The sequence below is a fragment of the Subtercola vilae genome (assembly GCF_004923255.1).
Classification (GTDB): domain Bacteria; phylum Actinomycetota; class Actinomycetes; order Actinomycetales; family Microbacteriaceae; genus Subtercola; species Subtercola vilae.
Genome location: NZ_QYRT01000001.1, coordinates 72677 through 98706, shown reverse-complemented (window position 1 = coordinate 98706; position 26030 = coordinate 72677). Strand labels below are relative to the sequence as shown.

Below are 26030 nucleotides of genomic sequence, written 5' to 3'. Positions count from 1 at the left end.
TTCTCCACAGGCCGATCAAAGGCCCGAGTTCTCCACAATTTTAGCTCTGAACCCTGCGAGCCAGCGCGCTTCGGCGACTATTGCCCTGTCGCTTCCGACGCGACGCAATGATTCTGCAGACAACGTAGATCAAAAAGGAGATCGTTGTGACATACGGGCTGATGGGAACAGAACCACCCAGGGCGAGCAAGATGCCGCCGACCAGAGACACCACGGCGAAGATCGTGCTGAGAAGCGGCACGATCACAGGCGACGACGAAAGGCGGAGCGCCGCTGCAGCCGGCGTCACGAGAATCGAGAGCACCAGAAGCGAGCCGACGATCTGCACCGAGACTGCGACGGCGAGCCCCAGCAGCAGCATGAAGTACAACGACAGAAAACGTGTCGGCACACCCCGGGCCGATGCCACATCGGCGTCGACACTTGAGAACATCAGGGGGCGCCACACCACCGCAAGCCCGATCACCACCACGATCGAGATGGCGATCAGCGAGTTGAGTCTCGGATTGTCGACCGCGACGATCTGGCCGGTGAGCAGCCCGAACTTGTTTGCCGAACGGCCTGGGTACAGCGTGAGGCAGAGAATACCGAGACCCAGCCCGAAGGGCATGAGAACGGCGATGATCGAGTTTCGGTCTCGAGCCCGTGAGCCGAGCAGGCCAATGAGCGCCGCGGCCACAATCGAGCCGATGATCGAGCCTTCAACGACCCCCACGCCGAACAGCAGGCCTGCTGAGGCCCCGGCGAACGAGAGCTCGCTGATTCCGTGCACGGCGAAGGCCATGTCGCGCGACATGACGAACACGCCGATCAGACCGCCCACCAGCCCGAGCACCGCGCCGGCGATGATCGAGTTCTGCAGCAGCACGAGCAGTTCGCCGTAGTTGGCGAAGTTGAAGATCTGCGACCAGATGTCAGTCACGATGCCGCCCCGCCCGTGTTGGTGCCGCGCACATCGTCGTGGTGCCCGTGGGCGCTGTCAGGTGCGCCCACGACGATCACTCGCCCTCTGGTACGGATGACGTCGATGGGTGAACCGTACAGCTCGCTCAGAACCTCGGTGCGCAGCACTTCGTCGGGCGTACCGATGCGAAAGCGCCCTCCCGCGAGATAGAGCACGCGGTCGACCATGTCGAGCACGGGGTTGATGTCGTGTGTGACGAAAAGCACCCCCAGATCGCGGGCCCGACGCTGCTGGTCGATGAGCTCGCTCACCGCACGCTGGTAATTCAAATCAAGTGAAAGGAGAGGCTCATCACACAACAGAAGTCGGGGGTCGCCCGCGAGCGCCTGCCCCACCCGAAGGCGTTGCTGCTCGCCACCCGAGAGCGTCGAGACAGCAACGTTGCCATACGCCGTGGCCCCCACCGCTGCCAGCAGCTCGTCGACCCGGTGGCGGCGAGCTGCCGATGGCAGAGGCAACCCGAACCGGTGGCCGCTCAGCCCGAGGCCCACCAGGTCACGGGCCCGCAGCGGCACCCCGTCATCGGCGAGTTTCTGCTGGGGAATGTAGCCGATGCGCCGGTTGCCGCGCCGAATGGGTTCGCCAAGAAAGTCGACGGTACCGGCGCTCAACTGCTGCTGGCCCAGAATCACCTTCAGCAGGCTGGTCTTGCCCGACCCGTTCGCACCGATGACGGCGATGAACTCGCCGGCTCGCACGGTGAGGTCAAGGCCCGACCAGAGCGTGCGCGCACCGAACGTGAGCGACGCCCCAGAGAGCTGCAGCACCGGTTCACCGGTCGCGGGCGTCGCCGGCACACCCGGGGAAGCCGCGGCAGAGGAGAACGAAGTCATCTAGCGAAGATTACTGCGAAAGGGCGGTCTTCAGCGCGGCCAGGTTGTCGGTCATCCAGCCAATGTAGCTCGAGCCGCTCGGCAGTGTCTCTGTCACTGGCACAACAGCGATCTTCGCTGCGGTCGCCGCGTTCAGCACAGCCTCGGTCTGCGCGCCGCTGGTCTGCTCGTTGTACGCGAGCACCGACACCTGCTTGTCACTGAAGAGCGCGAGTGTGCTGGCCAGCACGTCGGGCGCCACATCGGTGCCGTTCTCGATGGCCGTACTGAAGGCGCCGGGGGTCTTGTCGACCAGGCCGATGGCCTGGAGCATGTAGAGCGGCACAGGCTCGGTGATGGCCGCTCCGCGACCAGCGAACGATACCTTCATATCGGCTTCCGTGGCCTCGAGAGCGGTGAGCTTCTGCTTGTAGGCATCGGCATTGGCGGTGAAGGTCGGCGCGTCGGCTGCGTCGAGAGCACCAAGGGTGGCAGCGAGCGAGTCGACGACTTTCTGAACGGTGGGGAAGTCGTACCAGAGGTGCTCGTTGAACTCACCGTCGGCCGGCTTTTGGTCGTAACCCGAGATGTCGGCTGCGTTCAGCACCTTCGCGGTCGGGTTGTTGGCACTCTGCAGCATGGTGTCGACGAAATCGTCGTACCCGGCGCCGTTTTCGATGACGATGGCCGCTTTCGACAGCGACAGCTGATTGCGGGCATCGGCGGCATACTCGTGCGGGTCTTTTGACGGGTCGTCGATGATCGAGGTCACCGAAACCTTGTCGCCGCCGATCTGGGCGGCGATGTCGCCGTACACGTCGGTCGACGCGACGATGGCGATCGGCGTACCGGCCGAGCCTGACGTAGCCCCCGTGCCTGAGGCACTGGTGGAAGTCGAACAACCAGAAAGGGCAAGAGACGTGAGTGCAGCAATCGACGTGATCGTGGCAAGGGTGGTGAATCGAGTGAGACGCATTGAGGGCAATCTAGTGAGAGGAATGGCTGCGCGAAGAAGGCGCCCTCTGATGCTAGAGCTTATTGATAATGATTGTCAAAAGCATCTAACCCGCAACGCCTCAGTCGAGGAGCAGCGCGGGCTCCTCGACGATGGCGGCCACGTCGGCGAGAAAACGCGAAGCCACATCGCCGTCGACCACGCGGTGGTCGAAGCTGGCGCCGAGGGTCGTCACGAAACGCGGGCGTACTTCGCCGTCGACGACCCACGGCTTCTGCTTGATCGTGCCGAGGGCGATGATGGCCACCTCGCCAGGGTTCAGGATGGGCGTGCCCGTGTCCATTCCGAAGACGCCGATGTTGGTCACCGTAATGGTTCCGTCGGCCATGTCTGCTGCCGAGGTTCGACCCTCACGCGCCGTGAGGGTGAGCTGCTCGAGAGACGCGGCGAGCTGCAACAGGGTCTGGCTCTGGGCCTCTTTCACGTTCGGCACGAGAAGACCACGCGGGGTCGCAGCAGCCACACCGAGGTTCACGTAGTTGCGCACGATGATCTCGGTGTCGGTCCACGCAGAGTTCACCATGGGGTTGCGCCGAACTGCCCAGATGATGGCCTTCGCCATGATGAGCAGCGGCGACACCTTCACACCCACGAAGTCGGGAGACGCCTTCAGGCGCTTCACGAATTCCATGGTGCGGGTGGCGTCGACATCGACGAACAGGCTGACATGCGGGGCGGTGAAGGCGCTGGCCACCATGGCCTTCGCGATGTGCTTGCGCACACCCTTCACGGGAATGCGCTCTTCGCGCTCGTCGGCCCACTGCGGGGTCTCGATGTTGTGAAAGACCTTGGCCTGCGATGCGTGGCGAATGACGTCTTCTCGGGTGATGTCACCGATCGGGCCGGTCGGATTCACCTCGGGCAGGCTCACGTCGAGGTCTTTGGCGAGCTTGCGAATGGGCGGCTTGGCAATGACGGGCAGGCCCGTGATGGCGGGCGACTTGTGCCCCACCGGCCGAGTGGCGACAGGCCCGGTACCCGGGGTCACCGACGAAGCGGCCGCGCCCACCCGAGCACCCAACCCACCGGCACCAGCACCAGCTGCTCCGGCGCTGACCGCAGCACGCTTGAATGGCGTGGCCCGCGGGCGACGCCTACTCGAGACATGACCCTGGCTGCCATACCCCACGAGCACCGAGCCGGAGCCAGCATCGGCCTCGGTCGAAACGATGGCGGGTTCGCTCGAGACCGCCGCGGCGACCTCGGCCACGATGCGCTCGGCTTCTGCCGTGACCGCCGTCTGCGCGGCACCCTCAGCCGACATGGGCGAGGCCTCAGCCGAAGCAGCCAGCACCGCGCCAGCCCCAACCGCGGGGGCAGGCACAGGGGCATCAACACCCGCGCTCGTCACCCGGATGATCGGGGTGCCCACCTCGACAGTGACGCCCTCGCCGACCAGCAGTTCGCCCACCACCCCCTCGAACGGCGACGGCAGTTCGACCAGCGACTTGGCCGTCTCGATCTCGACGATGACCTGGTTCACCGCAATGGTGTCTCCGGCGGCAACCCGCCACGACACGATCTCGGCCTCGGTCAGCCCTTCACCCACATCGGGCAGGCGGAACAGCGATTCAGTCATGTCAACTCCTTCACACAGCCGGGTGCATCCGGCAGCGTTGTCATCGTCAGTAGCCCAGTGCCCGGTCGACCGCTTCGAGCACGCGGTCGGCGTCGGGCAGATAATACGCCTCGACCTTCGACGACGGGTACGGGGTATCGAAACCCGACACCCGAAGCACGGGGGCCTGCAGGGAGTAGAACGCGCGCTCCGCCACCGTGGCGGCGATCTCCGAGCCAACACTCACGGCTCCGGGTGCCTCCTGGCAGACGACCAGTCGACCGGTCTTCTCGACCGACGCCAGAATGGGCGCGTAGTCGATCGGGCTGAGAGAGCGCAGGTCGATGACCTCAACGCTGACGCCTTCGTCTGCCGCCACCTGGGCGGCCTGCAGTAGCGTGGCCACCATGGCGCCGTGGCCGACGAGGGTGACGTCGGTTCCGGTGCGCACAAGGCGGCTCGAATGGAGGCCGGCGGCAGACGACGTGAAGTCGACCGGGCCCTTCGGCCAGTACCTGCTCTTGGGTTCGAAGAACATGACGGGGTCGTTCGAGGCAATGGCCTCCTGGATCATCCAGTACCCGTCATTGGGCGTGCTCGGGCTGACGACGCGAAGGCCCGCGGTGTGCGCGAAGTACGCCTCAGGGCTCTCCTGGTGGTGCTCGACCGCGCCGATGTGGCCGCCGTAGGGCACGCGGATGACCACAGGCATCGGCACCGCGCCCGACGTGCGGTTGGTGATCTTGGCCAGCTGGCTGGTGATCTGGTCGAAGCCCGGGTAGATGAAGCCGTCGAACTGAATCTCGCACACCGGCCGGTAGCCGCGCATGGCGAGCCCCACGGCCGTGCCGATGATGCCCGACTCGGCCAGCGGGGTGTCGATGACCCGCTTGGTGCCGAACTCGGCCTGAAGCCCCTCGGTGACCCGAAAGACACCGCCGAGCTTGCCGATGTCTTCGCCCATGAGAAGAACCTTCTCGTCGGCGGCGAGCGCGGCACGCAGGCCCGCATTGATGGCCTTGGCCAGGGGCATCTCGAGGGGTTCAGCCATCAGATCGCCTCTTTCATCGACAGTTCGTACGCTTCGAGCCATGCCTTCTGCTCGGCGACCAGCGGGTGCGGCTCGGAGTACACCGAGTCGAAGATGGAGGCCAGTGGCGGGGCTTCGAGTTCGAGCGTGCGATGACGCAGGTCGGCCGCGAAACTCTCGGCCTCGTCGGTCACCTCGGCGAAGAAAGCGTCATCGGCCCCAAGACTGCGCAGGTACGCGGCGTACCGGATGATCGGGTCACGCTCGACCCAGTAGGCCAGCTGCTCGGGGGTCTGGTACCGCGTGGGGTCATCAGAGGTGGTGTGCGCGCCGATGCGGTAGGTGACCGCCTCGATGAGCGCGGGGCCCTGGCCCGCACGCGCCTCATCGAGGTGCTTGCGCGTGGCCGCATAGCTTGCCAGCACGTCGTTGCCGTCGATCTGCACGCTCGGCACGCCGAAGCCGCGCGAGCGGAGATAGAGCGGAATACGCGACTGCACTTCGACCGGCACCGAGATGGCCCACTGGTTGTTCTGCAGGAAGAACACCTGCGAGGTCTGGTTGCTCGCCGCGAAGACGAACGCCTCGCTCACGTCGCCCTGGCTCGTGGAGCCGTCGCCGAAGTAGGTCATCACGGCGGCGTCGACCGTCGGGTCACCCGTTCCGACAAGACCGTCGAACCCCAGGCCCATGGCGTACCCGGTGGCGTGCAGGGTCTGCGAGCCGATGACCAGGGTGTAGTTGCGAAAGTTGCCGTTCGACGGGTCGGTCGCATCCCACCCGCCAAGGCTCACGCCGCGCATCACCTTCACGATGTCGACGATGTCGACCCCGCGAACCAGCGCCACGGCGTGCTCTCGGTAGCTCGGGAACAGTACGTCTTGCGGGCGCGCAGCACGGGCCGAACCCACTTGCGCGGCCTCTTGGCCGTGGCTCGGCGGCCACAGACCCATCTGCCCCTGGCGCTGCAGGTTGGTGCATTCTTCGTCGAAACGGCGCGTTATGGCCATGTCGCGATAGAACTGCAGAAAATCGTCGTGAGACAGCCCGTCGAGCTGTGAACGGTACTCCTCAGCCGCTTCGGTCGGCGCGAATGTACCGTCGACCGAGAGAAAACGTACCGTTGGCGAAACTTCGACCACGCCGGCTACCTCTGATTTCATATTGGGGACCGCTCTCACCGTACTGGCTGGGCGGCACGCCGCTTTGAGAGGTTCTGAACAATCTCTTCGGTCGAAAGCAGGAGTTTCTCCACAGATTCCGATTCTCCGATGGAGATACGGATGCCCTCGGGGTGAAACGGCCGCGCCATGATTCCGTTGCGGGTGAGAATAGCCACTGCCTCGTTCGTGTCGTCGCCGGTGGCGAGCCACACGAAGTTGCCCTGGGGCTCTGGCACCGACCAGCCCTGGGCCGTGAGGCCCTTCCAGATGGTGGTGCGAAGTGCCGCGATGTGCCCCACCCGCTCGAGCAGCTCACCCTCGTGGTCGAGGGAGGCGAGGGCGGCCTGCTGCGCCTGGTGCGTCACCGAGAGCGGGATGCTGGCGCTGCGTGCAGCGTCGATGACGGCTGTCGGGCCGAGGCCGTAGCCGATGCGGAGGCCCGCGAGTCCGTAGGCCTTCGAGAACGTGCGGAGCACAACGAGGTTGGGGTAGCTGGCGAGCAGGGGAAACCCGCTGACGGCGTCGGGGTCGGTCACGAACTCGCCGTACGCCTCGTCGAGGATGACCAGCAGATCGCTCGGCACGAGCGCCATGAACTCGGCGAACTCGGTCTTCGTCACGATGGTGCTGGTGGGGTTGTTCGGGGTGCACACGATGACCAGACGGGTGCGCTCGGTGATGGCGGCGGCCATTGCCGGCAGGTCATGCCCGTGGTCTGGCCGGTTGGGCACCTGCACACTGACGGCACCGCTCATGACGGGCAGCAGCGGGTACGCCTCGAACGAGCGCCACGAGTAGATGACCTCGTCGCCCGCCCCGGCGGCCGCGATGACGAACTGCGCCAGAAGAGCCACCGACCCGGCACCGATGATGACCTGCGACAGGTCGACGTTGTGGCGGTTCGCAAGCCGGGCAGAGAGCTCGGGCGCGAAGCCGTTGGGGTAGCGGTTCAGCACTTCGTTCGCGGCTTGGGCCGCCTTCAGCACGCCCGGCAGCGGGTCGAACGGGTTCTCGTTCGACGAGAGTTTGAACCCACCCTCGACCGTCTTGCCCTGTCGGTACGCGGGCAGCGCAACGATTTCAGGGCGCAGTTTTACCGGGGGAGTGGCAGGTGCGCTCATGCTCGCATCTTACAAGCGCGGCCTGTTGCGACGCCGAATGGTCGCCCGAAAGTGCGAGCGAGCACTGGCAGCGAAAGCCGACTGTCTATAAGGTTTTCATTGGCGCCTCACAACGCCGCAGACACTGGGCCCGCGCTCGCGCCGACCCCCGCTCAACGGAGAGACGCATGACACTCACCCCCCGCACCGACCGCGCAGCCACCGCCGCCTCCTCCGAAGCCACCCCCGAGGCCTCCGGATGCACGGTCAGCGCCCTCTGGGCCGGCACCCGCGGGCGCCCCGCGTTTCTGCCGACCGGGGCTCCGGCCCTGTCGTGGCAGGTCGTCAGCGCGAGCAGCGACTGGCGCCAGAGGGCCTACACGCTCGAACTCGAGCAGGGCGGGGCCACGCTCACGGCCGAGGGCACGGGGCCGGTCTCGCAGAGCATCCCGTGGCCTTTCGCGCCTCTGGCGGCATACGCAAGCGCTCGCGTACGTGTTCGCGTGCGGGGCGCGGCTGCCGGATGCTCGGAATTCAGCCCGTGGACCGAACTGCTCACCGGGCCGTTGTCTGGCGATGACTGGGCGGCGGAGTTCATCACCGCAGAGGGCGCCCCGGGCAGCGTTGCGGATCCCGCTGAGCGCGAGCTCGGCGACGCCCCGAAACCTGCCGAGGGCGAGCCCGGCAGTGCGCCAGAAACCGCCGCGGGCGCCCCCGGCGACAGCCACGAACCGGCCTTGAACGACCCGCGCCCCACCGTGCGCTTTCGCCGGGAGTTCACCGTCGACCGCCCGATTCGCCGGGCCCTGCTCTCGGCCACCGCGCGCGGCGTCTACGAACCGGTGGTGAACGGACAGCTTGTCGGCGACGAGGTGCTGGCCCCCGGCTGGACCTCGTACGACAAGCGGCTGCTCTTTCAGACCTTCGACGTGACCGACCAGATCGTGGCCGGCACCAACGTTCTGGGTGCGACCGTGGCCGAGGGCTGGTACCGCGAGCGCTACGGTTTCGACGGGCGCTTCGCGGTCGGCTACGACGGTCCGGTGGCGCTCAGCATGCAGCTGCGCCTCGAGTACGCCGATGCGGTGAGCGGCAGCACGACCACCAACACCACCCGCACGCCCTTCGACCTCCTCACCACCGACTCCTCCTGGAGCACCACCCTCGACGGCCCCACCCTCTCGGCCAGCATCTACCAGGGCGAGACCTACGACGCCCGCCGCGAGGACCTCGCGCTGGCCTCGCCCGGAACACCGTTCGCCGACGCGCGGCCCGCCACGGGCATCCGGGTCGACCGCGCCCTGCTGGCCCCGGCGTCGGCACCGCCGGTTCGTCGCATCGAGAGGGTGCGCCCGGTGGAGTCGTTCGCCACACCCTTTGGCGGCACCGTGATCGACTTCGGTCAGAACCTCGTGGGCTGGCTCGAGGTGACGATCGATGCCCCGGCGGGCACGGTCATCACCCTGCGTCACGCCGAGGTGCTCGAGAACGGTGAGCTGGGCATCCGGCCGCTCAGATTCGCGAGCGCGACAGACCACTACACCGCGCGGGGCGACGGGCCGGTCACCTGGAGCCCGCGGTTCACGTTCCACGGCTTTCGCTACGCCGAGATCACCGTGCTGCCGAGCGGAAGCGACACCCCCACCACCGTCACAGTCCCCGGCACCGGCAGCACCACCACCCCCACCACCCACATCGACCTCGATGCCGTGACGGCCGTCGTCGTGCACAGCGACGTGCTGCGCACCGGCCACTTCGAGAGCAGCAACCCGCTGCTGAACCAGCTGCACGAGAACGTGCTCTGGGGCATGCGCGGCAACTTTCTGAGCCTGCCCACCGACTGCCCGCAGCGCGACGAGCGGCTGGGCTGGACAGGCGACATCCAGGTCTTCACGCCCACCGCGAGCTTTCTGTACGACTCGTCAGGCTTTCTGCAGTCGTGGCTGCGTGACCTCGCGCTCGAGCAGGAGGCGAACGGCGGCATCGTTCCCATGGTCGTGCCGGCGCCCATCACGGCGGGCGGTCCCGCGACGGCAGCCTGGGGCGACTCGGCCACCCTCGTGGCCGACGACCTCTACACCCGGTTCGGCGACCGCGCCATTCTGGCCACGCAGTACCCCGGCATGCGGGCCTGGGTCGAGGTCGTGCGCGGGCTGGCCGGCGCGAACAACCTCTGGACGGGCGGCTTTCAGTTCGGCGACTGGCTCGATCCGTCGGCTCCGCCCGAGAACCCGTCGGCCGCCAAGACCGACCCCGACATCGTGGCCACGGCCTACTACTTCAAGTCGACGCGGCAGCTCGCGGCGGCGGCCCGGGTGCTGGGGTTCGCCGAGGATGCCCGGCAGTACGCCGAGCTCGCTGAGGGCATCCGCGCCGCCTTCGTTCGCGAATACGTCACGGCGGGCGGCCGTCTGATGTCGGATGCCCACACCGCGTACGCCATCACGATTGCGTTCGGGCTGGTCACCGACCCCGCCGAGGTGAAGCGCGTTGGGGCTCGCCTCGCCGAGCTGGTGCGGGCGTTCGGGTACCGCATCCGCACCGGATTCGTGGGCACTCCGCTCATCTGCGACGCCCTCGCGGCCGCCGGCCAGAGCGACGTGGCCTACCGCCTGCTGCTCGAAACCGACTGCCCATCGTGGCTCTACCCCCTCTCGATGGGCGCGACCACCATCTGGGAGCGCTGGGACAGCATGCTGCCCGACGGCACCATCAACCCGGGCGAAATGACCTCGTTCAACCACTACGCGCTCGGCGCCGTGGCCGACTTCATGCAGCGCCAGATCGCCGGCATCGCCCCCGGCACCCCTGGCTACGAGACCATCGACATCAGGCCGGTCGTGGGCGGCGGGCTCAGCTCGGCCGGCGCCACCCTCGAGACCGGGTTCGGGCGGGTCGCGGTCTCGTGGAGCATCGAAGGCAGCACCTTCACGCTGGCAGCGAGCATCCCGGCCAACAGCAGGGCGCGGGTCTGGATGCCCGGCAGCACCACTGCGGTCGAAGTTGGCAGCGGCGAGCACACCTTCAGCACGGCCCTCGCGCCGCAACCCGAGACGCCGCGCACGTTCGACCTCGACTCATCGCTGGCCGACATCGTCTCGTCGCCCGCCGCGAGCGCCGTCGTGAAGCGCGTCTTCGCCGAGACCGGCTACTTCATCGGCCTCGGCTGGACAGACTCGGGCCGCTGGCTCACCGACAGCCGCCTGGGCTCGTCGCTCGTCATGTTCTCCGACGCCAACAAGAAACTGCTCGCCGACGCCCTCGCCACCCTCCGCTGGGCCGCTGCTACGGAAGGGCGATCAGGCGCACCGCGATGTACTGGCGGCGCGGCAGCGGCACGCGAAACGAGCCGCTGAAGGCGCCGGTGAGGCGCTCGGTGGTCATGTTCCAGGTGTCGATGACATCGACCGAGTACCGGCGACCCGCGGGCGCCGTGATGTCGCGGTAGCTCGGCCGATTGAAGCCGAAGTACGCGATTCGGTAGTCGTCGCCGGCGCCACCCCACGGAACATCCCAGTCGCCCGGCAGCGGGTCGAGCACGCCGTTCGGCGCCGACGCGATGACCGACGCCAGAAACGCGATGCGCTCGGGCGACGACCCCACGAGCTCGCCGCCCTTCGACCACCACAGTTCGTCGCGGTCGTTCAGATATGTCTCGCCGTGCCCCACGTAGCCGCCGCGCACCGCGCCCTCCCAGAACCGGCGCACCATCTCCTCGCCGGTGATGTTGCCCCAGCCCTGGTCGATGTCGCCCTCGTAGGCGCACTCGTCGATGACCACCGGCTTGCCCCACTGTTCGCGCCAGGCATCCGTGTTCTCTGAAGTGCGGTACACGTCGATGCGCTGGATACTCGAATGCGTCACCCAGGGCCTCGAGTAGTCGTAGAAACCGAAGCAATTGTGTATCGACAGCAGGTGCCCGGCGGGGTCGTTCGAGGTGATGACCCCGGCCATCCGCTCCCAGTCGTCGACCTTCTTCGACCAGAGCAGGTCGTATTCGTTGGCGAGTGACCACCACACCGCGCGGTATGCGCCGAGCCGCCTGACCACGTACGACACGAACCGATCGTCGGCCGCGCGGCCCATGTCGGAGAACCCCCAGCGGTCGTACGCGTGAAAGAGAATGAGGTCGGTTTCGATGCCCAGTGCCTGAAGCTGCAGGATGCGCCCCTCGAGGTGCTCGAAGTACGCCGGGTTGAACCGGGTGTAGTCCCAGCCCTCGGCAACAGATCCTTCGTACGGGTAGAGCTCGGGCTCGTTCGCATTGAAGAGGTATGACTTCGGAAACACGCACATTCGCACCTTCGTGAACGCTGTCTCGGCGAGGGTGGCGAGGGTCTGCTCTTCGAGGGCGGGTGTCTGGCTCGTCCACGCGTACGCCGTGGTGCCGATGGGCAGGTAGCGCGTGCCGTCGGCGTACGCGAAGTGAAAGGTGTCGGCCACGCGTACGGGCCCCCGGATGCCCGGCTCGGCCGGCCCCGCAACAAAACCGCCCACCAGGCCGTCGAGCGACCGGGCGTTCGACGTGGTGGTGAAACTCCACTCGCCTTCGGCCTCTGGCATGAACCGGATGCCGTACCGCCCGCCCCCGTCGTAGAAGCCGCCCACCCGAACGCCGCCAGCACCGCCAACCGCGCTACCGCCGCCAGCACCGCCAGCCGCGCCAGCCGCGCTACCGCCGCCAGCCACGTCACCGCCGCCCACCCACGTGAACACGGCCGTCAGCTCTACATCGACGAACGGGTTGCCGTGCGACGGCCCCTCGAACACGATCTCGAACGGCGCCCACACGCTGCCGACCCCGGCGTACGAGAACACGGCCGAGGCCCGCTGCACCCCGAGCTCTTCGTAGTCGCCCTGCGGCACGATGGTGGGCGCCTCGACCCGCACCCGCGGCGCAGCCGACTCCACCGCGGCGAGCGCGGCCCACAGTTCAGCGGCCCGTGCCTCGTCGAGCGCGCCGCCGCCGAACGCAGCCACCTGCGCGAGCGACAGCGCCCGCATCTGCAGCAGCAACGGCGAGTTCGTCACCCCGGGCAGGTAGGCCTGCAGCAGGGCGCGGGCCTCCTCGTTGTCGAGCACATCGCTCAGCGTGGATTCGGCCGTGTACCCCACAGTTCTAGTCTTCGCTTCCCACGTAGTCGAACGACGAGAACGCCACGCGGCCGGCGGTGGCGTAGAGCCCCACCACCCGCCCGGTGAACGACGCCGCGGTCTCTGCCGTGAGGTAGCGACCGTCGAGGTCGGCGAGGTGCACCACGGCGTCGCCGACGGATGCCCAGAGCAGCACTCTGTCGCTCGACATCGCCCGGGGCGAGAAGCCTCCACCGGTGTTGACCGAGTCGAGGTGCAGCGTGACGGGCCCCGCCGGCAGCGTGGCTTCGAACGTCTGCTCGAATCCCGAGAGCCGGGCGCGGGCCACGATGCGGTTGCCCGCCTCGCCGCCAGCCTCGCTGCCCGTCACCTCGATCTCGTAGTGGTGGTCTTCGTCGTAGCGGGCGGCGAGGCCGCCGGTGCCGCCAGCGGCGTCGACCACGGTCGTGAAGGCGGCGGTCTGGTTGAGCTGACGACGACCCACGAAGGTGGGGCTCGGGTCGTCGAGGGTCGATCCGTCGGCGTCGATGACGAGCCAGCCGGGCCGTGCGGTGAGCGAGGCCACCGAGGTGGTCTCGCGGCGAATGGCGAGCCACCCGTCGTCGAGCACGGGCACGGGTGCGGCATCCGGAGCCGGAGTCGGCGTCGGCGTCAGACCTGAGGCAGCGCCCGCAGAAACCGACCCGACACCAGCACCCTCGCCGCCGAACGTCAGCGCGTACGACGTGCTGCCCGCCCGGGGTCGCAGCACCACGGGCTGGGCGACGGGCCAGCCGTCGACCCACTCGATGCTCGACACGAACGTCTCGCGCCCGAGGGCCGAGAACGCCTGAGTGCCGCCGCGCGGCCGCATGCCGAGCAGCACGATCGAGGTCTGGCCGTCGGGTGTCTCGACGAGGTCGCCGTGGCCGGTGTTCTGAATGGGCCGGTTGGTGCTGCGCGCGCTCAGAAAGGGGTTGCCCGCGAAACCCTCGAACGGGCCCTCTGGCGACGTGCCGCGCGCGATGCTCTCGCCGTGGCCGCGCTCGGTGCCGCCCTCGGCGATCATCAGGTACCAGAACTCCCCTCGCCGGTAGAGATGGGGTGCCTCAGGAAACTTCAGGCCCGTGCCGGCCCACAGCGAACGCGGCTCTTCGAGCGCGACGCCCTTGACCAGGTCGACCTTCACCTGTTGAATGCCGAGGTGCTTGCCGAGGTCGGGGCCCTTCGTGATGAGGCCGGAGAAGGTGACGTACGCCGTACCCTCGTCATCCCAGTTCAGGTCGGGGTCGATTCCTTCGATGCCCTCGAGAACGATGCCGTCGCTCCAGCGGCCCGCCGGGTCGGTGGCCGTGTAGAGCATGCAGCCGCGGCCCATGGCAATCGTGACGATCACGTAGAAGAGCCCATCGCGGTACCGGATGGTCGGGGCCCAGACTCCGCCGGCCGTGACCACGTTCTCGAGCTCGGCCTGCTCCATACGCGTGATGACGTTGCCGATCTGGCTCCACGTGACGAAGTCGGTGCTGTGGTAGACGGGGATGCCGGGCAGGTACTCGAAGGTCGAGGTGACAATGTAGTAGTCGTCGCCGACCTTCACCACGCTCGGGTCTGGGTTGAAACCCGGGATCAGGGGGTTCGGGTACTCCGTCATGACAGCAGTTCCACTTCTTCGGTGTGCGGGAGGGTACCGACCGAGGTGCCGATCGACACGGCGAACGTGCCGGCCTCATACTGCCAGCCGTCGTTCCAGTACGCGAGAAGCCGCACGGGCACGGTGACCGTGACCCGCTCGGAGGCGCCTGCAGGGAGCTCGACCGGCGCGAAACCGACCAGCCAGCGAACCGGGCGGTCGACCGCAGAACCGGGTCGGGAGACGTACACCTGCACAACGTGTTTGCCGGCGCGCGCACCCGTGTTGGTGACGGTCAGCGAGGCCTCGAAGTCGCCACCGGGAACCGCCGTGGGCGTCACCGCCGCGTCACTCGTGCTGAACGTCGTGTAGCCGAGGCCGTGACCGAACTCGAATGCGGGCGTGACACCGGCCTTCAGCCAGGCGCGGTACCCGATGTGGATGCCTTCGGCGTAGACCAGCTTGCCGTCGACCTGGTTGGTGTCGAGCACGGGCACGTCGGCTGTGGCGGCAGGCCAGGTGGTGGGCAGGCGCCCACCCGGCTCGACGAGCCCGGTGAGCACGTCGGCGACAGCGTTGCCGAACTCCTGGCCACCGAAGTAGCCCACGAGCAGGGCGGCCACGTCGCCCTGCCAGGGCAGCAGCACCGGCGCACCCGCGTTGACGACCACCACGGTGCGGGGGTTCACGGCCGCGACGGCCCGAACCAGGGCATCCTGATGCCCTGGAAGAGCGAGCGAGTCGCGGTCGTAGCCTTCAGACTCGACACGGGAGTTCGTGCCCACCACCACCAGGGCGACCTCGGCGCTGCGGGCGGCTTCGACAGCCTCGGCGATCAGCGCGGCCGGGTCGGCATCGTCGGGCTCTACGCCGAACGTGAAGGCGAGGGCACCCGACAGGGCGCCGTCGCCACCGGCGATCTCGTATTCGATGCGCAGGTCAACAGGCTTTCCCGCTTCAACCGAAACCGGGGCCGAGGTCGACGGCGGCGAGAGAAAGGCGGCGCCGAGATCGGTTCCCTCAGCCTCGACGGTGTCTTCGACGAGCAGAGTGCCGTCGACCCACACACGGCCCGTGCCCACGGCCGAGAAGCCCAGGCGAATCACGCCCGACTCGGCCGGCGTGTAGGTGGTGGTGATGTCGAGCAGCGCCGACTCACCGATGGGAGCGGTGCCACCGAACCAGATGAGCGACGTGGCCTGGCGCACCTCGCTCAGCAGTACGGTGCCGTCGGCCGCAAGGAAGCGGGTGAGAACTCCCGGTTCAGCGGTACCCGTCACCGTGAGGGTCTCAATCGGCAGGGCAGCGATGCCCTCCTGAACCACTGCACCGACCGAGTAGCTGACCGGCACACCGGGCAGGGCCGACCGGATGCCCTCCAGCGGTGACACCACATGTTCGGGTATCACCGTGGCGCTGCCGCCGCCCTGGCTGCGGGCGTACTTCGCATTGTGACCGATGACGGCCACCGAGCCGATCTCGCTCGGGTTCCACGGCAGTTCGCCGTTGTTCGTGAGCAGCACGGTACCGGCCGCAGCGGCCTCGCGAACGAACGCGATTCCGTCTTCGACCAGCACGGGGGCGGCGACCGCGGGCTCGAAGCCCTCGAGCGCGCCCACCCGGGCGGCGAGCTGCAGCAGGCGCAGCACTTTGCGGTCGATCGACGATTCGTCGACCTCGCCGGCGCGAACGGCAGCCACCAGGGCGTCGCCCCAGGCACCGACCGGCCCGGGCATGGCGAGGTCTTGCGAGGCGTTGGCGCTGGCGATGCTGCGAACACCCGTCCAGTCGCTGATCACGACGCCGTCGAAACCCCATTCGCTGTTCAGCGGGGTCTCGAGCAGGTCGTTCTCGCTGGCGGTGACCCCGTTGATGAAGTTGTACGAACTCATGACCAGCCACGCGTGGGAGTCGACGATGGATTTCTCGAAGGCCAGCAGGTAGAGCTCACGAAGGGCGCGGTCATCAACGACCACGTCGATCGTGAAGCGGTCGTTCTCCGAGTCGTTCGCGACGAAGTGCTTGGGGGTCGCGCCGACACCGTTCGACTGCACGCCGGTCACATAGGCTGCGGCGAGCTCCGCTGTCAGCACAGGGTCTTCGCTGAATGCCTCGAAGTGCCGGCCACCGAGGGGCGAACGGTGCAGGTTGATGGTCGGCCCGAGCACCACGTCGACACCCTTGCGGCGGGCCTCGACGGCGGCGGCGGCACCGTAGCGGCCGGCCATCTCGTTGTCCCAGGCTGACGACAGTGTCGTCGCCGACGGCAGGCTGAGCGAGGGGCTCCGTTCGTCCCACACCTCGCCGCGCACGCCGGAGGGGCCGTCGCTGACGAGAATGCGGCGCAGGCCGATCTTGGCCATGGGCCAGGTTGTCCAGAAGTCCCGCCCGGTGAGCAGCAGTATCTTCTCATCGAGGGTCAGCTCGGCCAGAAGGGCGTCGAGCCGGTCGTCGAGTACGGCGACGCGGTGCGCATCGACCAATTCGTAAGTCACGGGTTCTGCTTCTCTCTGTGGTTTTCGGTGAGGTTCGTGGTGAAGAGGCGCACATCCCAGGGCCCGAACGTGACCGCGGCGCCTTCGGCGAGCACGGTGTCGTCGAGCAGGTCGCGAAGGCCCGTCGGTGCGCTGGCCGACAGCGACTGCCACGACCAGTTGTGCACCACGAAGATGCGGTCGCCGGCGGCGGTCGATGAGCTCGCCACCGTGATGCTGGGCGGCAGGTCGGCCCAGCCGGCGATGGGTTCGGGAACCAGCCAGCGCATCAGCGCCTCGGCGAGCGACTGGTTCGGAAGCGTGCCCACCACAGTCACGTCTCCGACCCCGTGCGTGCGAGTCGTGATAGCCGGCCACTGGCCGAAGTGCGGGTGTTCGTAGCTGACGAGCGGGGTGGCATCGGTGACGTTCAGGCCGTCGATCCACGCCGTCGCGCGAGCATCGGTGGGCAGGTCGAACGACGTGTCGCCCTCGGGGTCGGCCACCGACAGGGCGATGTCGGAGTTCAGGTTCGCAAACTCGTCGTACCAGATGCCCGACGCGTCGGTCAGCAGCGCCGGCTTGACCTCGACGCGGGCACGGCCCTCGCGGTCGGCGTACGCCGTGCGCGGCCCGAGAACGAGGTGTCCGCCGGCAGCGGCGTAGGCGTCGAGCCACTCGAGTTCGTCGTCAGCCGCCGTGAAGAAGGCTGGCACGACGAGTACCGGATGCTCTGCCGCGAACCCGCGCGCGGTCGTGGTCGCTCCCCGAGACGCGAAGAGCTGCTGCGGCCGCACAAGGCGAACCTGCACCCCGGCGTCGAACGCCCCCCGGTAGAACGAGGCCACGATGCGGCGGTAGGAGTCGGTGTCGAAAAACTGCCCGGGAGCCTGGAACGGCGCCTGTGAAGAAAGCGCCCACTTGCTGTCGGAGTCGTACAGAATGGCGATGTCGGCATCCGGAATCGACGCGGCAACGGCCTCGCCGGCCTTGGTGATCTCGGCGCCGAGCTCGGCGATCTCGGCGTAGGTGCGGCCGGGAACCTGGCTGTGCGGCAGAATTCCGCCCCAGTACGTCTCTGCCCCGAAGTGCAGGGTGTGCCAGTGCCAGTACTCGATCATGCGGGCGCCGCGCGAGATGAGCGCCCACGCCGCCTGCTTCCACTGCCCGTCGTAGGGTGAGAAATTCAGCTGCGACCAGCCGATCGACGAGGCGTTCGTCTCGGTGATCAGAAACGGGCCCTGCTTCGACGAGTACATGACATCGGCGAGGTGAAAGAGCGCCCAGGTGCCCTTCACGATCCAGCCGTTCTCGCGCGCAGCGCTGCTCGGGTGCTCGAGTGAGTCTTCCATCTCGTAGTACGCGTTGCCCGAGGCGATGTCGAGGCGGGCAGAGAGCTCCACATCTTCGACGCCGAGCTGGTCGTACGAGATGCAGGTGGTGACGAACTTCGTCGGCGCGACCAGCGTGCGCACGATGTCGGCCTGCCATCCGATGAATTCGGTGACGAGTTTCGCCTGAAACCGGCGCCACGCCAGGTCGTACTGCGGCTGAAAATTGCCATCGGGGCGCCACAGGTCGGCCCACGTCGAGAGCCGGTGCGACCAATAGACGAGGCCCCACTCGGTGTTGAGTGTCTCGACGTCGCCGTAGGTGTGTCGAAGCTCGTCGACGAAGCGCTGAAAGACGCCTTCGTTGTAGAGCAACCGGATGCCCGGCTCATTGTCGACCTGAAAACCGATCACCGCGGGGTGGTCGGCGTAGCGACCGATCACCTGGCGAATGATGCGCTCTGCATAGAAGAGGTACGCGGGGTTGGTGAAATCCATCTCCTGGCGCATGCCCCAGCCCATGGGCTTGCCGGTTTCGACGTCGGCCGCCACCTCGGGGTGCAGCCGCTTCATCCACATCGGGATGGCATAGGTCGGCGTGCCGAGAATGACACCGATGCCGCGCGCGTGCGCCGCATCGAGCACGGGTTCGAGCCAGTCGAGGTCGAAGACGCCCGGTTCGGGCTCCCACGTCGACCAGACCGACTCGCCGACACGAATGACCGTGAATCCGGCCGCCTGCATCAGATCCATGTCGGTTTCGAGACGCGGGCTCGGCTGGTATTCGGCATAGTAGGCCGCACCGAAACGGATCGCCGGGGCATCCTTCTCGGTGTCGTTGTCGTGTGCCATCTAGAGAACGCCCGCCTGCAGGTTCTGCTCGGCCTGAACCGCGAGCAGTCGCTGGCGATCGGCGCGGCGCTGCTCCTGCCGCACCGGGTCGGGCACGGGCGCGGCGAGAAAGAGCCGCTGGGTGTACGGATGCTCGGGGCGGGCCGTCACCTGGTCGGCGTCGCCCCACTCCACGATCTCGCCGTGGTACATCACCGCGACGCGGTGGCTGAGGCTGCGCACAACCGCAAGGTCATGCGACACGAAGAGGTAGGCGACGCCGGTGCGCTCCTGAATCTCTTTGAACAGTTCGAGCACACGGGCCTGGGTCGAGAGGTCGAGCGCCGACACGGGCTCGTCGCAGACGATCAGGCGCGGCTCGAGCGCGAGGGCGCGCGCGATGGCGATGCGTTGGCGCTGGCCGCCGCTGAACTCGCGCGGCAGACGGTCTGCGGCACTGGTGGGCAGGCCCACCTGGTCGAGCAGGTCGCGCACCCGCTTCGAGGCGTCGCGCTGCGAGACCTTTCGAACGGTCAGCGGCTCGACGAGAATCTGTTCGATCGTCAGCGACGGGTTGAGCGAGGTGTACGGGTCTTGAAAGACCACCTGAATCTCGCTCGACAGAGCGAGGCGCTCACCTCGGCTGAGGTGCGCGATGTCTTTACCCCGATACAGGATGCTGCCGCTGGTCACCGGCGCCAGCCCCAGCACCGCACGGCCGAGGGTGGTCTTGCCCGAACCCGACTCGCCCACGAGGCCCACGGTCTCGCCGGGACGAATGTCGAGCGACACTCCCTTAAGGGCGCGGAACGGCTCTTTTCGAAAGCCTTTGATCGGGTAGTCGACGACCACGTTCGTGATGTCGAGCAGCACATCGGTCACTTGGAGGCTCCTTTACCAATGGTTTCGAGCACGATGGTCTCGACCGAGGGGGTGTCTTGTAATGGCTCGCGCGCATCGCCGTCTTCGAGAATCGCCTCGAACAACGACTGGGTGTACGGATGCTCGGGCTGGGCGAAGATCGTACGCACTGGCCCCGTCTCCACGATTCGCCCGTTGCGCATCACCGAGACGCGGTCGCAGAGATCTGCCACCACGCCGAAGTTGTGCGTCACGAGCACGACGCCCATGGTGAGCTCGCTCTGCAGCTCGCGGAGCAGATCGAGAACCTCGGCCTGAACCGTGACATCCAGAGCCGTTGTGGGCTCGTCGGCAATGAGCAAGTCGGGATTGCACGACACGGCGCCGGCGATCAGCACACGCTGGGCCATGCCACCGGAAACCTCGTGCGGGTACGCCGTGAACGTGCGCTCTGGGTTCGGAATACCCACGCGGGCGAGCAGCTGAAGGGCACGCGCGGTGGCCTCTTTCTTGCTGAGGCCGAGGCAGACGCGCATGGGCTCGACCAGCTGGCTGCCGATGGTGAACGAAGCATCGAGGTTCGACATGGGCTCTTGCGGAATGTAGGCGATCTTCTTGCCGCGAAGGGCCGTCATCTCTTTCTCGCTGGCCTTGGCGAGGTCTTTGCCCTCGAAGAAGATCGAGCCGCCCACCACCCGGCCGCCGTCGGGCAGCAGACGGAGGATCGACCAGGCGGTCTGCGTCTTGCCCGAACCCGACTCGCCGATCAGACCGTGAACCTCGCCGCGGCGAACCACGAGCGACACATCGTTCACAACGGTCGTGACTGAGCCATCGGCTTGGTCGTAACCCACGGCGAGGTCGGTGATGCGCAGAAGTTCTTCGCCCAGCGCGGCCTCAGTGCGGGCATCGTCGGGGTGGCTGACCACGAGCTCGTGCTCGACGAGAACCTGGGCGCGCTTCGTGGCTCCGCGGCGCTTCTTACTGCCGGAGCTGCGCTCGAGCTCGTCGCGCATAGCGTTGGCGAGCAGTGTCAGCGCGACCGAGGTGAGGGCGATGGCCAGGGCCGGCCAGAGCAGCAGAGTGGGGTTCTTGTAGATGTTCGCGAAGCCGTCGTTCAGCATGCTTCCCCAGCTGGGCACGTTCGTGTCACCGAGGCCGAGAAATTCGAGGCCCGCCTGAATGGCGATGGCGATACCGGTGATCATGGCGGCCTGAATGATGATGGGCGCGCGCACCACGGTGAAGATGTGCCGCGCAATGATGCGTGCGTCGCTGAGGCCAGAGACCCGCGCCGCGTCGACGTACAGTTCGTTGCGCACGGCGGAGACAGAGGCGTAGACGAGCCGAAAGAAAGCGGGGGAGATGAGAACGCCGAAGATGCCCATGGCGAGCCACATCGACGGGCCGAGAACCGCACGGGCAGCCAGCAGCACCACGAAGCCGGGCAATGCCATGACCAGACCGGCGACCCACGACGAGACCGAGTCGAACCATCGGCCGAAGTACCCGGCGATCAAGCCGCTGGTCACACCGATGACGGCGGCCACCACGAGGGTGACGAGGGCCCCGGCGAGGCTGAATCGACTGCCGTAGAGCAGCCGGGCGAGAACGTCGCGGCCGGCACTGTCAGCGCCGAGCGGATGCGCCGCCGAGGCGTGGGCGAGAACATCCTGAAGCGACGCGGCGTTCGGGTCGGCCGACGTGATGACACCGGCCAGAATGGCGCTCAGCACGATGAGCGCGAGAAAGATCATCGCGACGAGGCCAGAGGGGTTCTTCAGCAGGCGGCGAAAAAGACTGATGCGCGCGGAACGCTCTTCTTCGGCCACCGTGAGGGTGGGGCCTTGCAGCGGCATTGCTTGGGTCATGAGAGTCGCACTTTCGGGTTGAGAAAGCCCTGCAGCAGGTCGATGATCAGGTTCACGACGACCACGATGATGGCCGTTGCCACAACGAGCCCCATCACGAGCGGAATATCACCCTGGGTGGTGGCGATGACCGCCACCTGGCCGAGGCCCGGGATGGCGAAGATCTGTTCGATGATCACTGCTCCACCGAAGAGGCCGACGAACTGCACCGCGAGAATGGCCAGAGCCGGGCCGCCGGCGTTGCGCAGAACGTGTTTGTAGACCACGCGGGTGTTGGAGAGGCCGCGGCTGCGCAGGGTACGAACGTAGTCCTGGCGAAGGGCATCGATGACCGAGCCGCGAATCTGTTGGGTGACCCCGGCGATACCGCCCAACGCGAGCGCAATGATCGGCAGTGTCACGGTGGCTGCCCAGCCACCGGGCGACGTCGCGAACTGCACGAAGCCCGTCGGCTTGAATATCTTGAGGTCGATGGCGAAAACGGTGACCAGGGCGAGGGCGACAAGAAATCCGGGAATGGCGAAGCCCAGAATGGTGAAGATCTGCACGACCCTGTCGACCCAGCCGCGGCGGGTCGCCGCCAGTACGCCCAGAATGACCGAGACGATGGCCGAGATGATGGTCGCACCGATCACCAGCGAGAGGGTGACCGAGAGCCGCGAGGTGATCGCGGCGGTCACGGGCTGCGAGGTGAACCACGACGACCCGAGGCTACCGGTCACGGCATGACTCAGCCACTGGCCGTACTGCACGAACAGCGGCTGATCGAGGCCGAGGGCGTGCGCCTTCTGGGCGACCGTCGCCGCCGTGGCCGACTGCCCCAGAATGCGGCGGGCGATGTCGCCGCCGCCGAGGTAGAGCAGCAGGTACGCCACCGTCGAGATGACGAAGATGAGAATGACGCCTGAGAGCAGTCGTCTCAAGATGAATCTGATCACCGGTGATCCTCGGAGTCGGTCGGTCTGGCGGGGCGGGGGCCTCGAGCGAGAGCCCTGCCCCGCCAGACCTTGCGGGTGAAGCGGGTTATGAGATGGGCGTGAAGTTCCACAGGTACGGGTAGGCGTTGTCGGCCTGCACGGTCACCTTGGTGTGGGCATCTGTGGCGAAACTCGACTGCATGCGGTACCACGGTGCGAACCAGGCATTGTCGACGACGTACTTGTTCAGGTCTTTCACGGCCTGGTCGGAGTCGGCCTGGCTGCCGTTGTGGATCTTCTCGATGAGCGCATCGACAGTGGCATTCTGGGTGTGATAGGAGTTGAACGTCGCGGTCGGGGCGATCGAGAACTGAATGAGCGCCCAGTCGGGGTCTTCCTGCAAGATGAAGTAGTAGCTCCCGTATTTCGGTGCCAGAACGTCAGAGATGTAGTTGTTGCCCGCGTCGGTGAAGTTCACGGTGATGCCCACGTCTTTCAACTGCTGTGCGTACAGCGTGAAGACCGCGGTTCCGAGAAGCGACGTACTCGGCATCTGCAGCGTGAGCCCGTTCGCATAACCAGCCGCGGCCAGCAGGGCCTTGGCCTTGGCCGGGTCGTACGTGTACGCGGAGTCGAGCGCGGGGTCGTAGCCGACAGATGTCTTCGGGAAGATCTGCGAGGTGGGTGTTCCGTAACCCTGGCCGACGGCCTGCAACAGGGCCTTGGTATCGAAGGCGTAGTTGATCGCCTGGCGAACGCGCACGTCGCCGAGCGCGGGGTTCGAAGTGCCGTCGCGGTCGATCAGCATCAGACCAGTCCAGTTCAGCTCAAGTGGATTGATCGTGAATCCCGCTGCCGTGATCTGGTCGAGGTCGTTGTTGCTTGCCGTGTTCGTCGCGTTGACCTGGCCGCCCTTGATGGCGTTCAGCAGAGCGGTGGCGTCGGAGAAGACACTGAGCGTGAGGTTGTCGTAGTGAACGTCAGCGGGCTTCCAGTAGTTCGGGTTCTTCTCGAACACATAGCTGGTACCCACGACAGTTTTTGCAACGTCGAGAATGTAGGGGCCCGAACCGACAGGGTTCGTGGCGACATCGGCTTTCGTGAAGGCAGCCGGGCTCTCGACCATGCCGGCGTTTCGGGTGAGGTTACTGAGAAGCGAGGGGTCGGAGGCCTTGAGAGTGATGGTCACGGTGCTTGTGTCGGTGGCGGTGGCGTCTGCCACGGCCGCGAGATACGACTTGTTGGGCGAAGTGCCATCGCGAAAGCGAAGCAGGTTCTGCGCCACGGCGCTGGCATCGAGGGCCGTACCGTCGGTGAACTTCACGTCTGTGCGCAGTTTCAGCGTGAGAACGGTCTTGTCGGCGTTGTAGGTGTAATCGGTGGCAAGGTTCGGCGCGATCGAGCCGTCGGGGTTTCCGCGCAGCAGGGAGTCGTACACGGCCTGGCCGTAGGGCGACTCGTTGGCCCAGTTCAAACCTGACGCTTCGAACGTCGTCGCAGGTACCAGAACACCCAGGGTGAGTGTGGTCGGTGTGCCACTCGAGGAGTCACTGCCGCCTGCTGCGCAACCGGTGAGCCCCAGAGCGACGACGGCAGCGATAGCCGTCAGCCTCTTCCATCGGAACATCTTTATTCCTTTACAAAACGGTAATCCGCCGTCGGACTACATCTGAAAAGCGAAGGTAACACAAAAAGCGAGTGACCACTAGGTTTTCAAAAGAAAATGGTGAACCCGCAGATTCGAGGTCTGCTGAGAAGCCTCACGCGCATGCTGAATCTTGTTACTCTTCATGGCATGACACTCACGGGCAAGCTTCGCGGTAGCTACGCCAAAACCTCGCTCAGGCGACGGGAGATCGTCATGGCCGGGCTTGAAGTCTTCGCGACCTCCGGGTATCGCAGCGGCTCGCTCCGCGAAATCGCTGAACGCGTGGGAATGAGCCAGGCCGGCCTGCTGCACCATTTCTCGAACAAGTCCGAGCTGCTGGCAGCGGTTCTCGAAGCCCGCGACGACGATGCGCGAATGCGCGTGCCGCTCGACAGCGCGGGAATCGAATTGATTCGCGGGCTCGTCGAACTCGTGCGGTACAACGCGAGCATTCCCGGCCTGGTCGAGCTGCACTGCGTTCTGTCTGCCGAGGCGACCGACCCCGAGCATCCGGCGCACCAGTACTTCATCGCCCGCTACCAGTGGAGCATCGGGATCTCGACAGAGGCCTTCGCCGACATGAAAGAGCGCGGGCAACTCGTCGATGGCGTCGACCCGGCGAGCGCGGCCCGCTCGCTCGTCGCACTGATGGATGGGCTGCAGGTGCAGTGGCTGCTCGACCGCACATCGGTCGTGATGGTCGACGAAGTGCACGCGTATGTGGCGCGGTTGTTGTCAGTACCCTTGTAGACGCACCGCCGTCGACGCGCCGCTACGCCGTGTGAAGCGCGAGCTTGGCGAACAGGTCGTCGAACATGAGCCGAACGTCCAGCCGTGTGTAGACCCTGATCGGTCGGCCCACTCCGCTGAACGTCGTACTGCCGTCGGCCTCGATGCGCGGCGCGGGCACTGTGGCGTAGGTGCTCGATGACGGGTCGGCCTGAAACGACGACTGCAGCGCGGTGAGCAGCACCAGCGGGCTGTCGCCGTAGATGTAGGTTTCGCCGAGCATCACGTCGTGCGATGCCGCCATGTCGACGACCGAATGGATGCTCTGGTAGAGCAACTCGCCCACCGCCCCGCACGGCCGTACCCGCAACTCGAGTTCGGCGTTCGACATCAGCGTCTGCCGGTACGCGTCACGCGGAACCTGCCACACGTCGAGCTCCGACTCGTTGAAGACCACCTGCGCGGCCGCGATGTCGATGTTGAGGTTGTACTCCACCGCGTCAGCGCGCGGCGGTTCGACGGCGAGGGCCGGATGCTCGTTGCCGCCGATCCACACCACCGTGAGCCGCCCGGCGATGCGTGGCTCGAGCAGAAACGCGCTGGCCAGCTCGGTGAGCCCGGCGCCGCACGCAATGTACAGCGGCAGGTCGGTGTCGTCACGCATGGCCTCGGCCACGATGGCCCGCGCACCCGCGGAGTCGTGCGGGGTGCGGGCGTCGGTGAGGGCGACATTGCTGCCGGCCACGACGGCGAAACGGGCATCCAGCCCCAACGCCTGGAGCACCTCGCGGGCCCGCATCACAGCGTTGTCGGCCGTCGTCTCTGACGGGTCGAACGGGTCGCCCGGCTGCAGGTGCGAGCCGATGATGGCCCGGATGTCGACCGAGGGTGACAGAACGTGATGCGCGAGCTGAAAGAGGCCGTCAGGGTCTCCCGAGTAGTCATTGTCGAGAATCAGGCGCATGCGGGGTGGGGTCATGGTTGACAGCATAAGCGCGCTCGTGACAAGCTTTGTAAATT

18 protein-coding genes are annotated in these 26030 nt (G+C 66.6%); 2 read left to right on the top strand and 16 right to left on the bottom strand.

The window, feature by feature from the left end; all coding sequences use genetic code 11:
• Positions 1-40 precede the first annotated feature (40 nt).
• The 7 genes from D4765_RS00455 to D4765_RS00425 form a co-directional block, all read right to left on the bottom strand.
• The gene (locus tag D4765_RS00455; RefSeq protein WP_136640247.1) at positions 41-922 is read right to left on the bottom strand and encodes a metal ABC transporter permease; all 882 of its coding nucleotides are present in this window, start codon (positions 920-922) and stop codon (positions 41-43) included.
• Positions 919-1797, bottom strand: coding sequence for a metal ABC transporter ATP-binding protein (locus D4765_RS00450; protein WP_136640246.1), 879 nt, complete (start codon positions 1795-1797; stop codon positions 919-921). Before D4765_RS00450 ends, D4765_RS00455 begins: the two co-directional genes overlap by 4 nt.
• A gap of 10 nt (positions 1798-1807) precedes the next feature.
• Positions 1808-2752: a metal ABC transporter solute-binding protein, Zn/Mn family gene (locus tag D4765_RS00445; protein WP_136640245.1), complete on the bottom strand. Its 945-nt coding sequence runs from the start codon at positions 2750-2752 to the stop codon at positions 1808-1810.
• A 100-nt stretch (positions 2753-2852) separates the two neighbouring features.
• Positions 2853-4370, bottom strand: coding sequence for a dihydrolipoamide acetyltransferase family protein (locus tag D4765_RS00440; protein ID WP_136640244.1), 1518 nt, complete (start codon positions 4368-4370; stop codon positions 2853-2855).
• A gap of 46 nt (positions 4371-4416) precedes the next feature.
• Positions 4417-5400, bottom strand: a complete 984-nt coding sequence (locus tag D4765_RS00435; RefSeq protein WP_136640243.1) for an alpha-ketoacid dehydrogenase subunit beta — start codon at positions 5398-5400, stop codon at positions 4417-4419.
• Positions 5400-6542 (bottom strand): thiamine pyrophosphate-dependent dehydrogenase E1 component subunit alpha, encoded by a 1143-nt coding sequence (locus tag D4765_RS00430; RefSeq protein ID WP_136640242.1) that lies wholly within the window; start codon positions 6540-6542, stop codon positions 5400-5402. Before D4765_RS00430 ends, D4765_RS00435 begins: the two co-directional genes overlap by 1 nt.
• Positions 6543-6556: 14 nt before the next feature.
• Positions 6557-7663 (bottom strand): histidinol-phosphate transaminase, encoded by a 1107-nt coding sequence (locus D4765_RS00425; protein WP_136640241.1) that lies wholly within the window; start codon positions 7661-7663, stop codon positions 6557-6559.
• A 167-nt stretch (positions 7664-7830) separates the two neighbouring features.
• Here D4765_RS00425 and D4765_RS00420 point away from each other — a divergent pair, with 167 nt between their 5' ends.
• Complete coding sequence (locus D4765_RS00420) at positions 7831-10998, top strand: alpha-L-rhamnosidase (RefSeq protein WP_136640240.1); 3168 nt, start codon at positions 7831-7833, stop codon at positions 10996-10998.
• On the opposite strand, the gene D4765_RS00415 is transcribed toward D4765_RS00420, so the two are convergent.
• The 8 genes from D4765_RS00415 to D4765_RS00380 form a co-directional block, all read right to left on the bottom strand.
• Entirely contained in the window at positions 10928-12757 is a 1830-nt protein-coding gene (locus D4765_RS00415) for a DUF5605 domain-containing protein (RefSeq protein WP_201799187.1), read from the bottom strand. The genes D4765_RS00420 and D4765_RS00415 overlap by 71 nt on opposite strands.
• Before the next feature lie 4 nt (positions 12758-12761).
• Positions 12762-14369, bottom strand: a complete 1608-nt coding sequence (locus tag D4765_RS00410) for a glycoside hydrolase family 43 protein (protein WP_136640239.1) — start codon at positions 14367-14369, stop codon at positions 12762-12764.
• Positions 14366-16711, bottom strand: a complete 2346-nt coding sequence (locus D4765_RS00405; protein WP_136640345.1) for a glycoside hydrolase family 3 protein — start codon at positions 16709-16711, stop codon at positions 14366-14368. Before D4765_RS00405 ends, D4765_RS00410 begins: the two co-directional genes overlap by 4 nt.
• A gap of 128 nt (positions 16712-16839) precedes the next feature.
• Complete coding sequence (locus D4765_RS00400) at positions 16840-19005, bottom strand: beta-galactosidase (RefSeq protein WP_136640238.1); 2166 nt, start codon at positions 19003-19005, stop codon at positions 16840-16842.
• A complete protein-coding gene (locus tag D4765_RS00395; protein ID WP_136640237.1) occupies positions 19006-19866 on the bottom strand; it encodes an ATP-binding cassette domain-containing protein in 861 nt (286 codons plus the stop codon). It lies immediately after the preceding gene.
• A complete protein-coding gene (locus D4765_RS00390) occupies positions 19863-21716 on the bottom strand; it encodes a dipeptide/oligopeptide/nickel ABC transporter permease/ATP-binding protein (protein ID WP_237280186.1) in 1854 nt (617 codons plus the stop codon). The genes D4765_RS00395 and D4765_RS00390 overlap by 4 nt, the downstream gene beginning before the upstream one ends.
• A complete protein-coding gene (locus D4765_RS00385) occupies positions 21713-22654 on the bottom strand; it encodes an ABC transporter permease (RefSeq protein ID WP_136640236.1) in 942 nt (313 codons plus the stop codon). The genes D4765_RS00390 and D4765_RS00385 overlap by 4 nt, the downstream gene beginning before the upstream one ends.
• An 85-nt stretch (positions 22655-22739) precedes the next feature.
• Positions 22740-24260, bottom strand: a complete 1521-nt coding sequence (locus D4765_RS00380) for an ABC transporter substrate-binding protein (RefSeq protein WP_136640235.1) — start codon at positions 24258-24260, stop codon at positions 22740-22742.
• 168 nt (positions 24261-24428) lie between these two features.
• Between D4765_RS00380 and D4765_RS00375 the strand changes: the two genes are divergently transcribed.
• Positions 24429-25031, top strand: a complete 603-nt coding sequence (locus tag D4765_RS00375) for a TetR/AcrR family transcriptional regulator (RefSeq protein WP_136640234.1) — start codon at positions 24429-24431, stop codon at positions 25029-25031.
• A 22-nt stretch (positions 25032-25053) separates the two neighbouring features.
• Here D4765_RS00375 and D4765_RS00370 read toward each other — a convergent pair whose 3' ends face one another.
• Positions 25054-25989, bottom strand: coding sequence for a nucleoside hydrolase (locus D4765_RS00370; protein ID WP_136640233.1), 936 nt, complete (start codon positions 25987-25989; stop codon positions 25054-25056).
• Positions 25990-26030: the final 41 nt, after the last annotated feature.

Bases quoted from the DNA above. Each gene is read 5' to 3' on its own strand.
- D4765_RS00450 (WP_136640246.1), bottom strand. From the start codon at position 1,797: ATGACTTCGTTCTCCTCTGCCGCGGCTTCCCCGGGTGTGCCGGCGACG.
- D4765_RS00445 (WP_136640245.1), bottom strand. From the start codon at position 2,752: ATGCGTCTCACTCGATTCACCACCCTTGCCACGATCACGTCGATTGCT.
- D4765_RS00440 (WP_136640244.1), bottom strand. From the start codon at position 4,370: ATGACTGAATCGCTGTTCCGCCTGCCCGATGTGGGTGAAGGGCTGACC.
- D4765_RS00435 (WP_136640243.1), bottom strand. From the start codon at position 5,400: ATGGCTGAACCCCTCGAGATGCCCCTGGCCAAGGCCATCAATGCGGGC.
- D4765_RS00430 (WP_136640242.1), bottom strand. From the start codon at position 6,542: ATGAAATCAGAGGTAGCCGGCGTGGTCGAAGTTTCGCCAACGGTACGT.
- D4765_RS00425 (WP_136640241.1), bottom strand. From the start codon at position 7,663: ATGAGCGCACCTGCCACTCCCCCGGTAAAACTGCGCCCTGAAATCGTT.
- D4765_RS00420 (WP_136640240.1), top strand. From the start codon at position 7,831: ATGACACTCACCCCCCGCACCGACCGCGCAGCCACCGCCGCCTCCTCC.
- D4765_RS00410 (WP_136640239.1), bottom strand. From the start codon at position 14,369: ATGACGGAGTACCCGAACCCCCTGATCCCGGGTTTCAACCCAGACCCG.
- D4765_RS00405 (WP_136640345.1), bottom strand. From the start codon at position 16,711: ATGGCCAAGATCGGCCTGCGCCGCATTCTCGTCAGCGACGGCCCCTCC.
- D4765_RS00400 (WP_136640238.1), bottom strand. From the start codon at position 19,005: ATGGCACACGACAACGACACCGAGAAGGATGCCCCGGCGATCCGTTTC.
- D4765_RS00390 (WP_237280186.1), bottom strand. From the start codon at position 21,716: ATGACCCAAGCAATGCCGCTGCAAGGCCCCACCCTCACGGTGGCCGAA.
- D4765_RS00380 (WP_136640235.1), bottom strand. From the start codon at position 24,260: ATGTTCCGATGGAAGAGGCTGACGGCTATCGCTGCCGTCGTCGCTCTG.
- D4765_RS00375 (WP_136640234.1), top strand. From the start codon at position 24,429: ATGACACTCACGGGCAAGCTTCGCGGTAGCTACGCCAAAACCTCGCTC.
- D4765_RS00370 (WP_136640233.1), bottom strand. From the start codon at position 25,989: ATGACCCCACCCCGCATGCGCCTGATTCTCGACAATGACTACTCGGGA.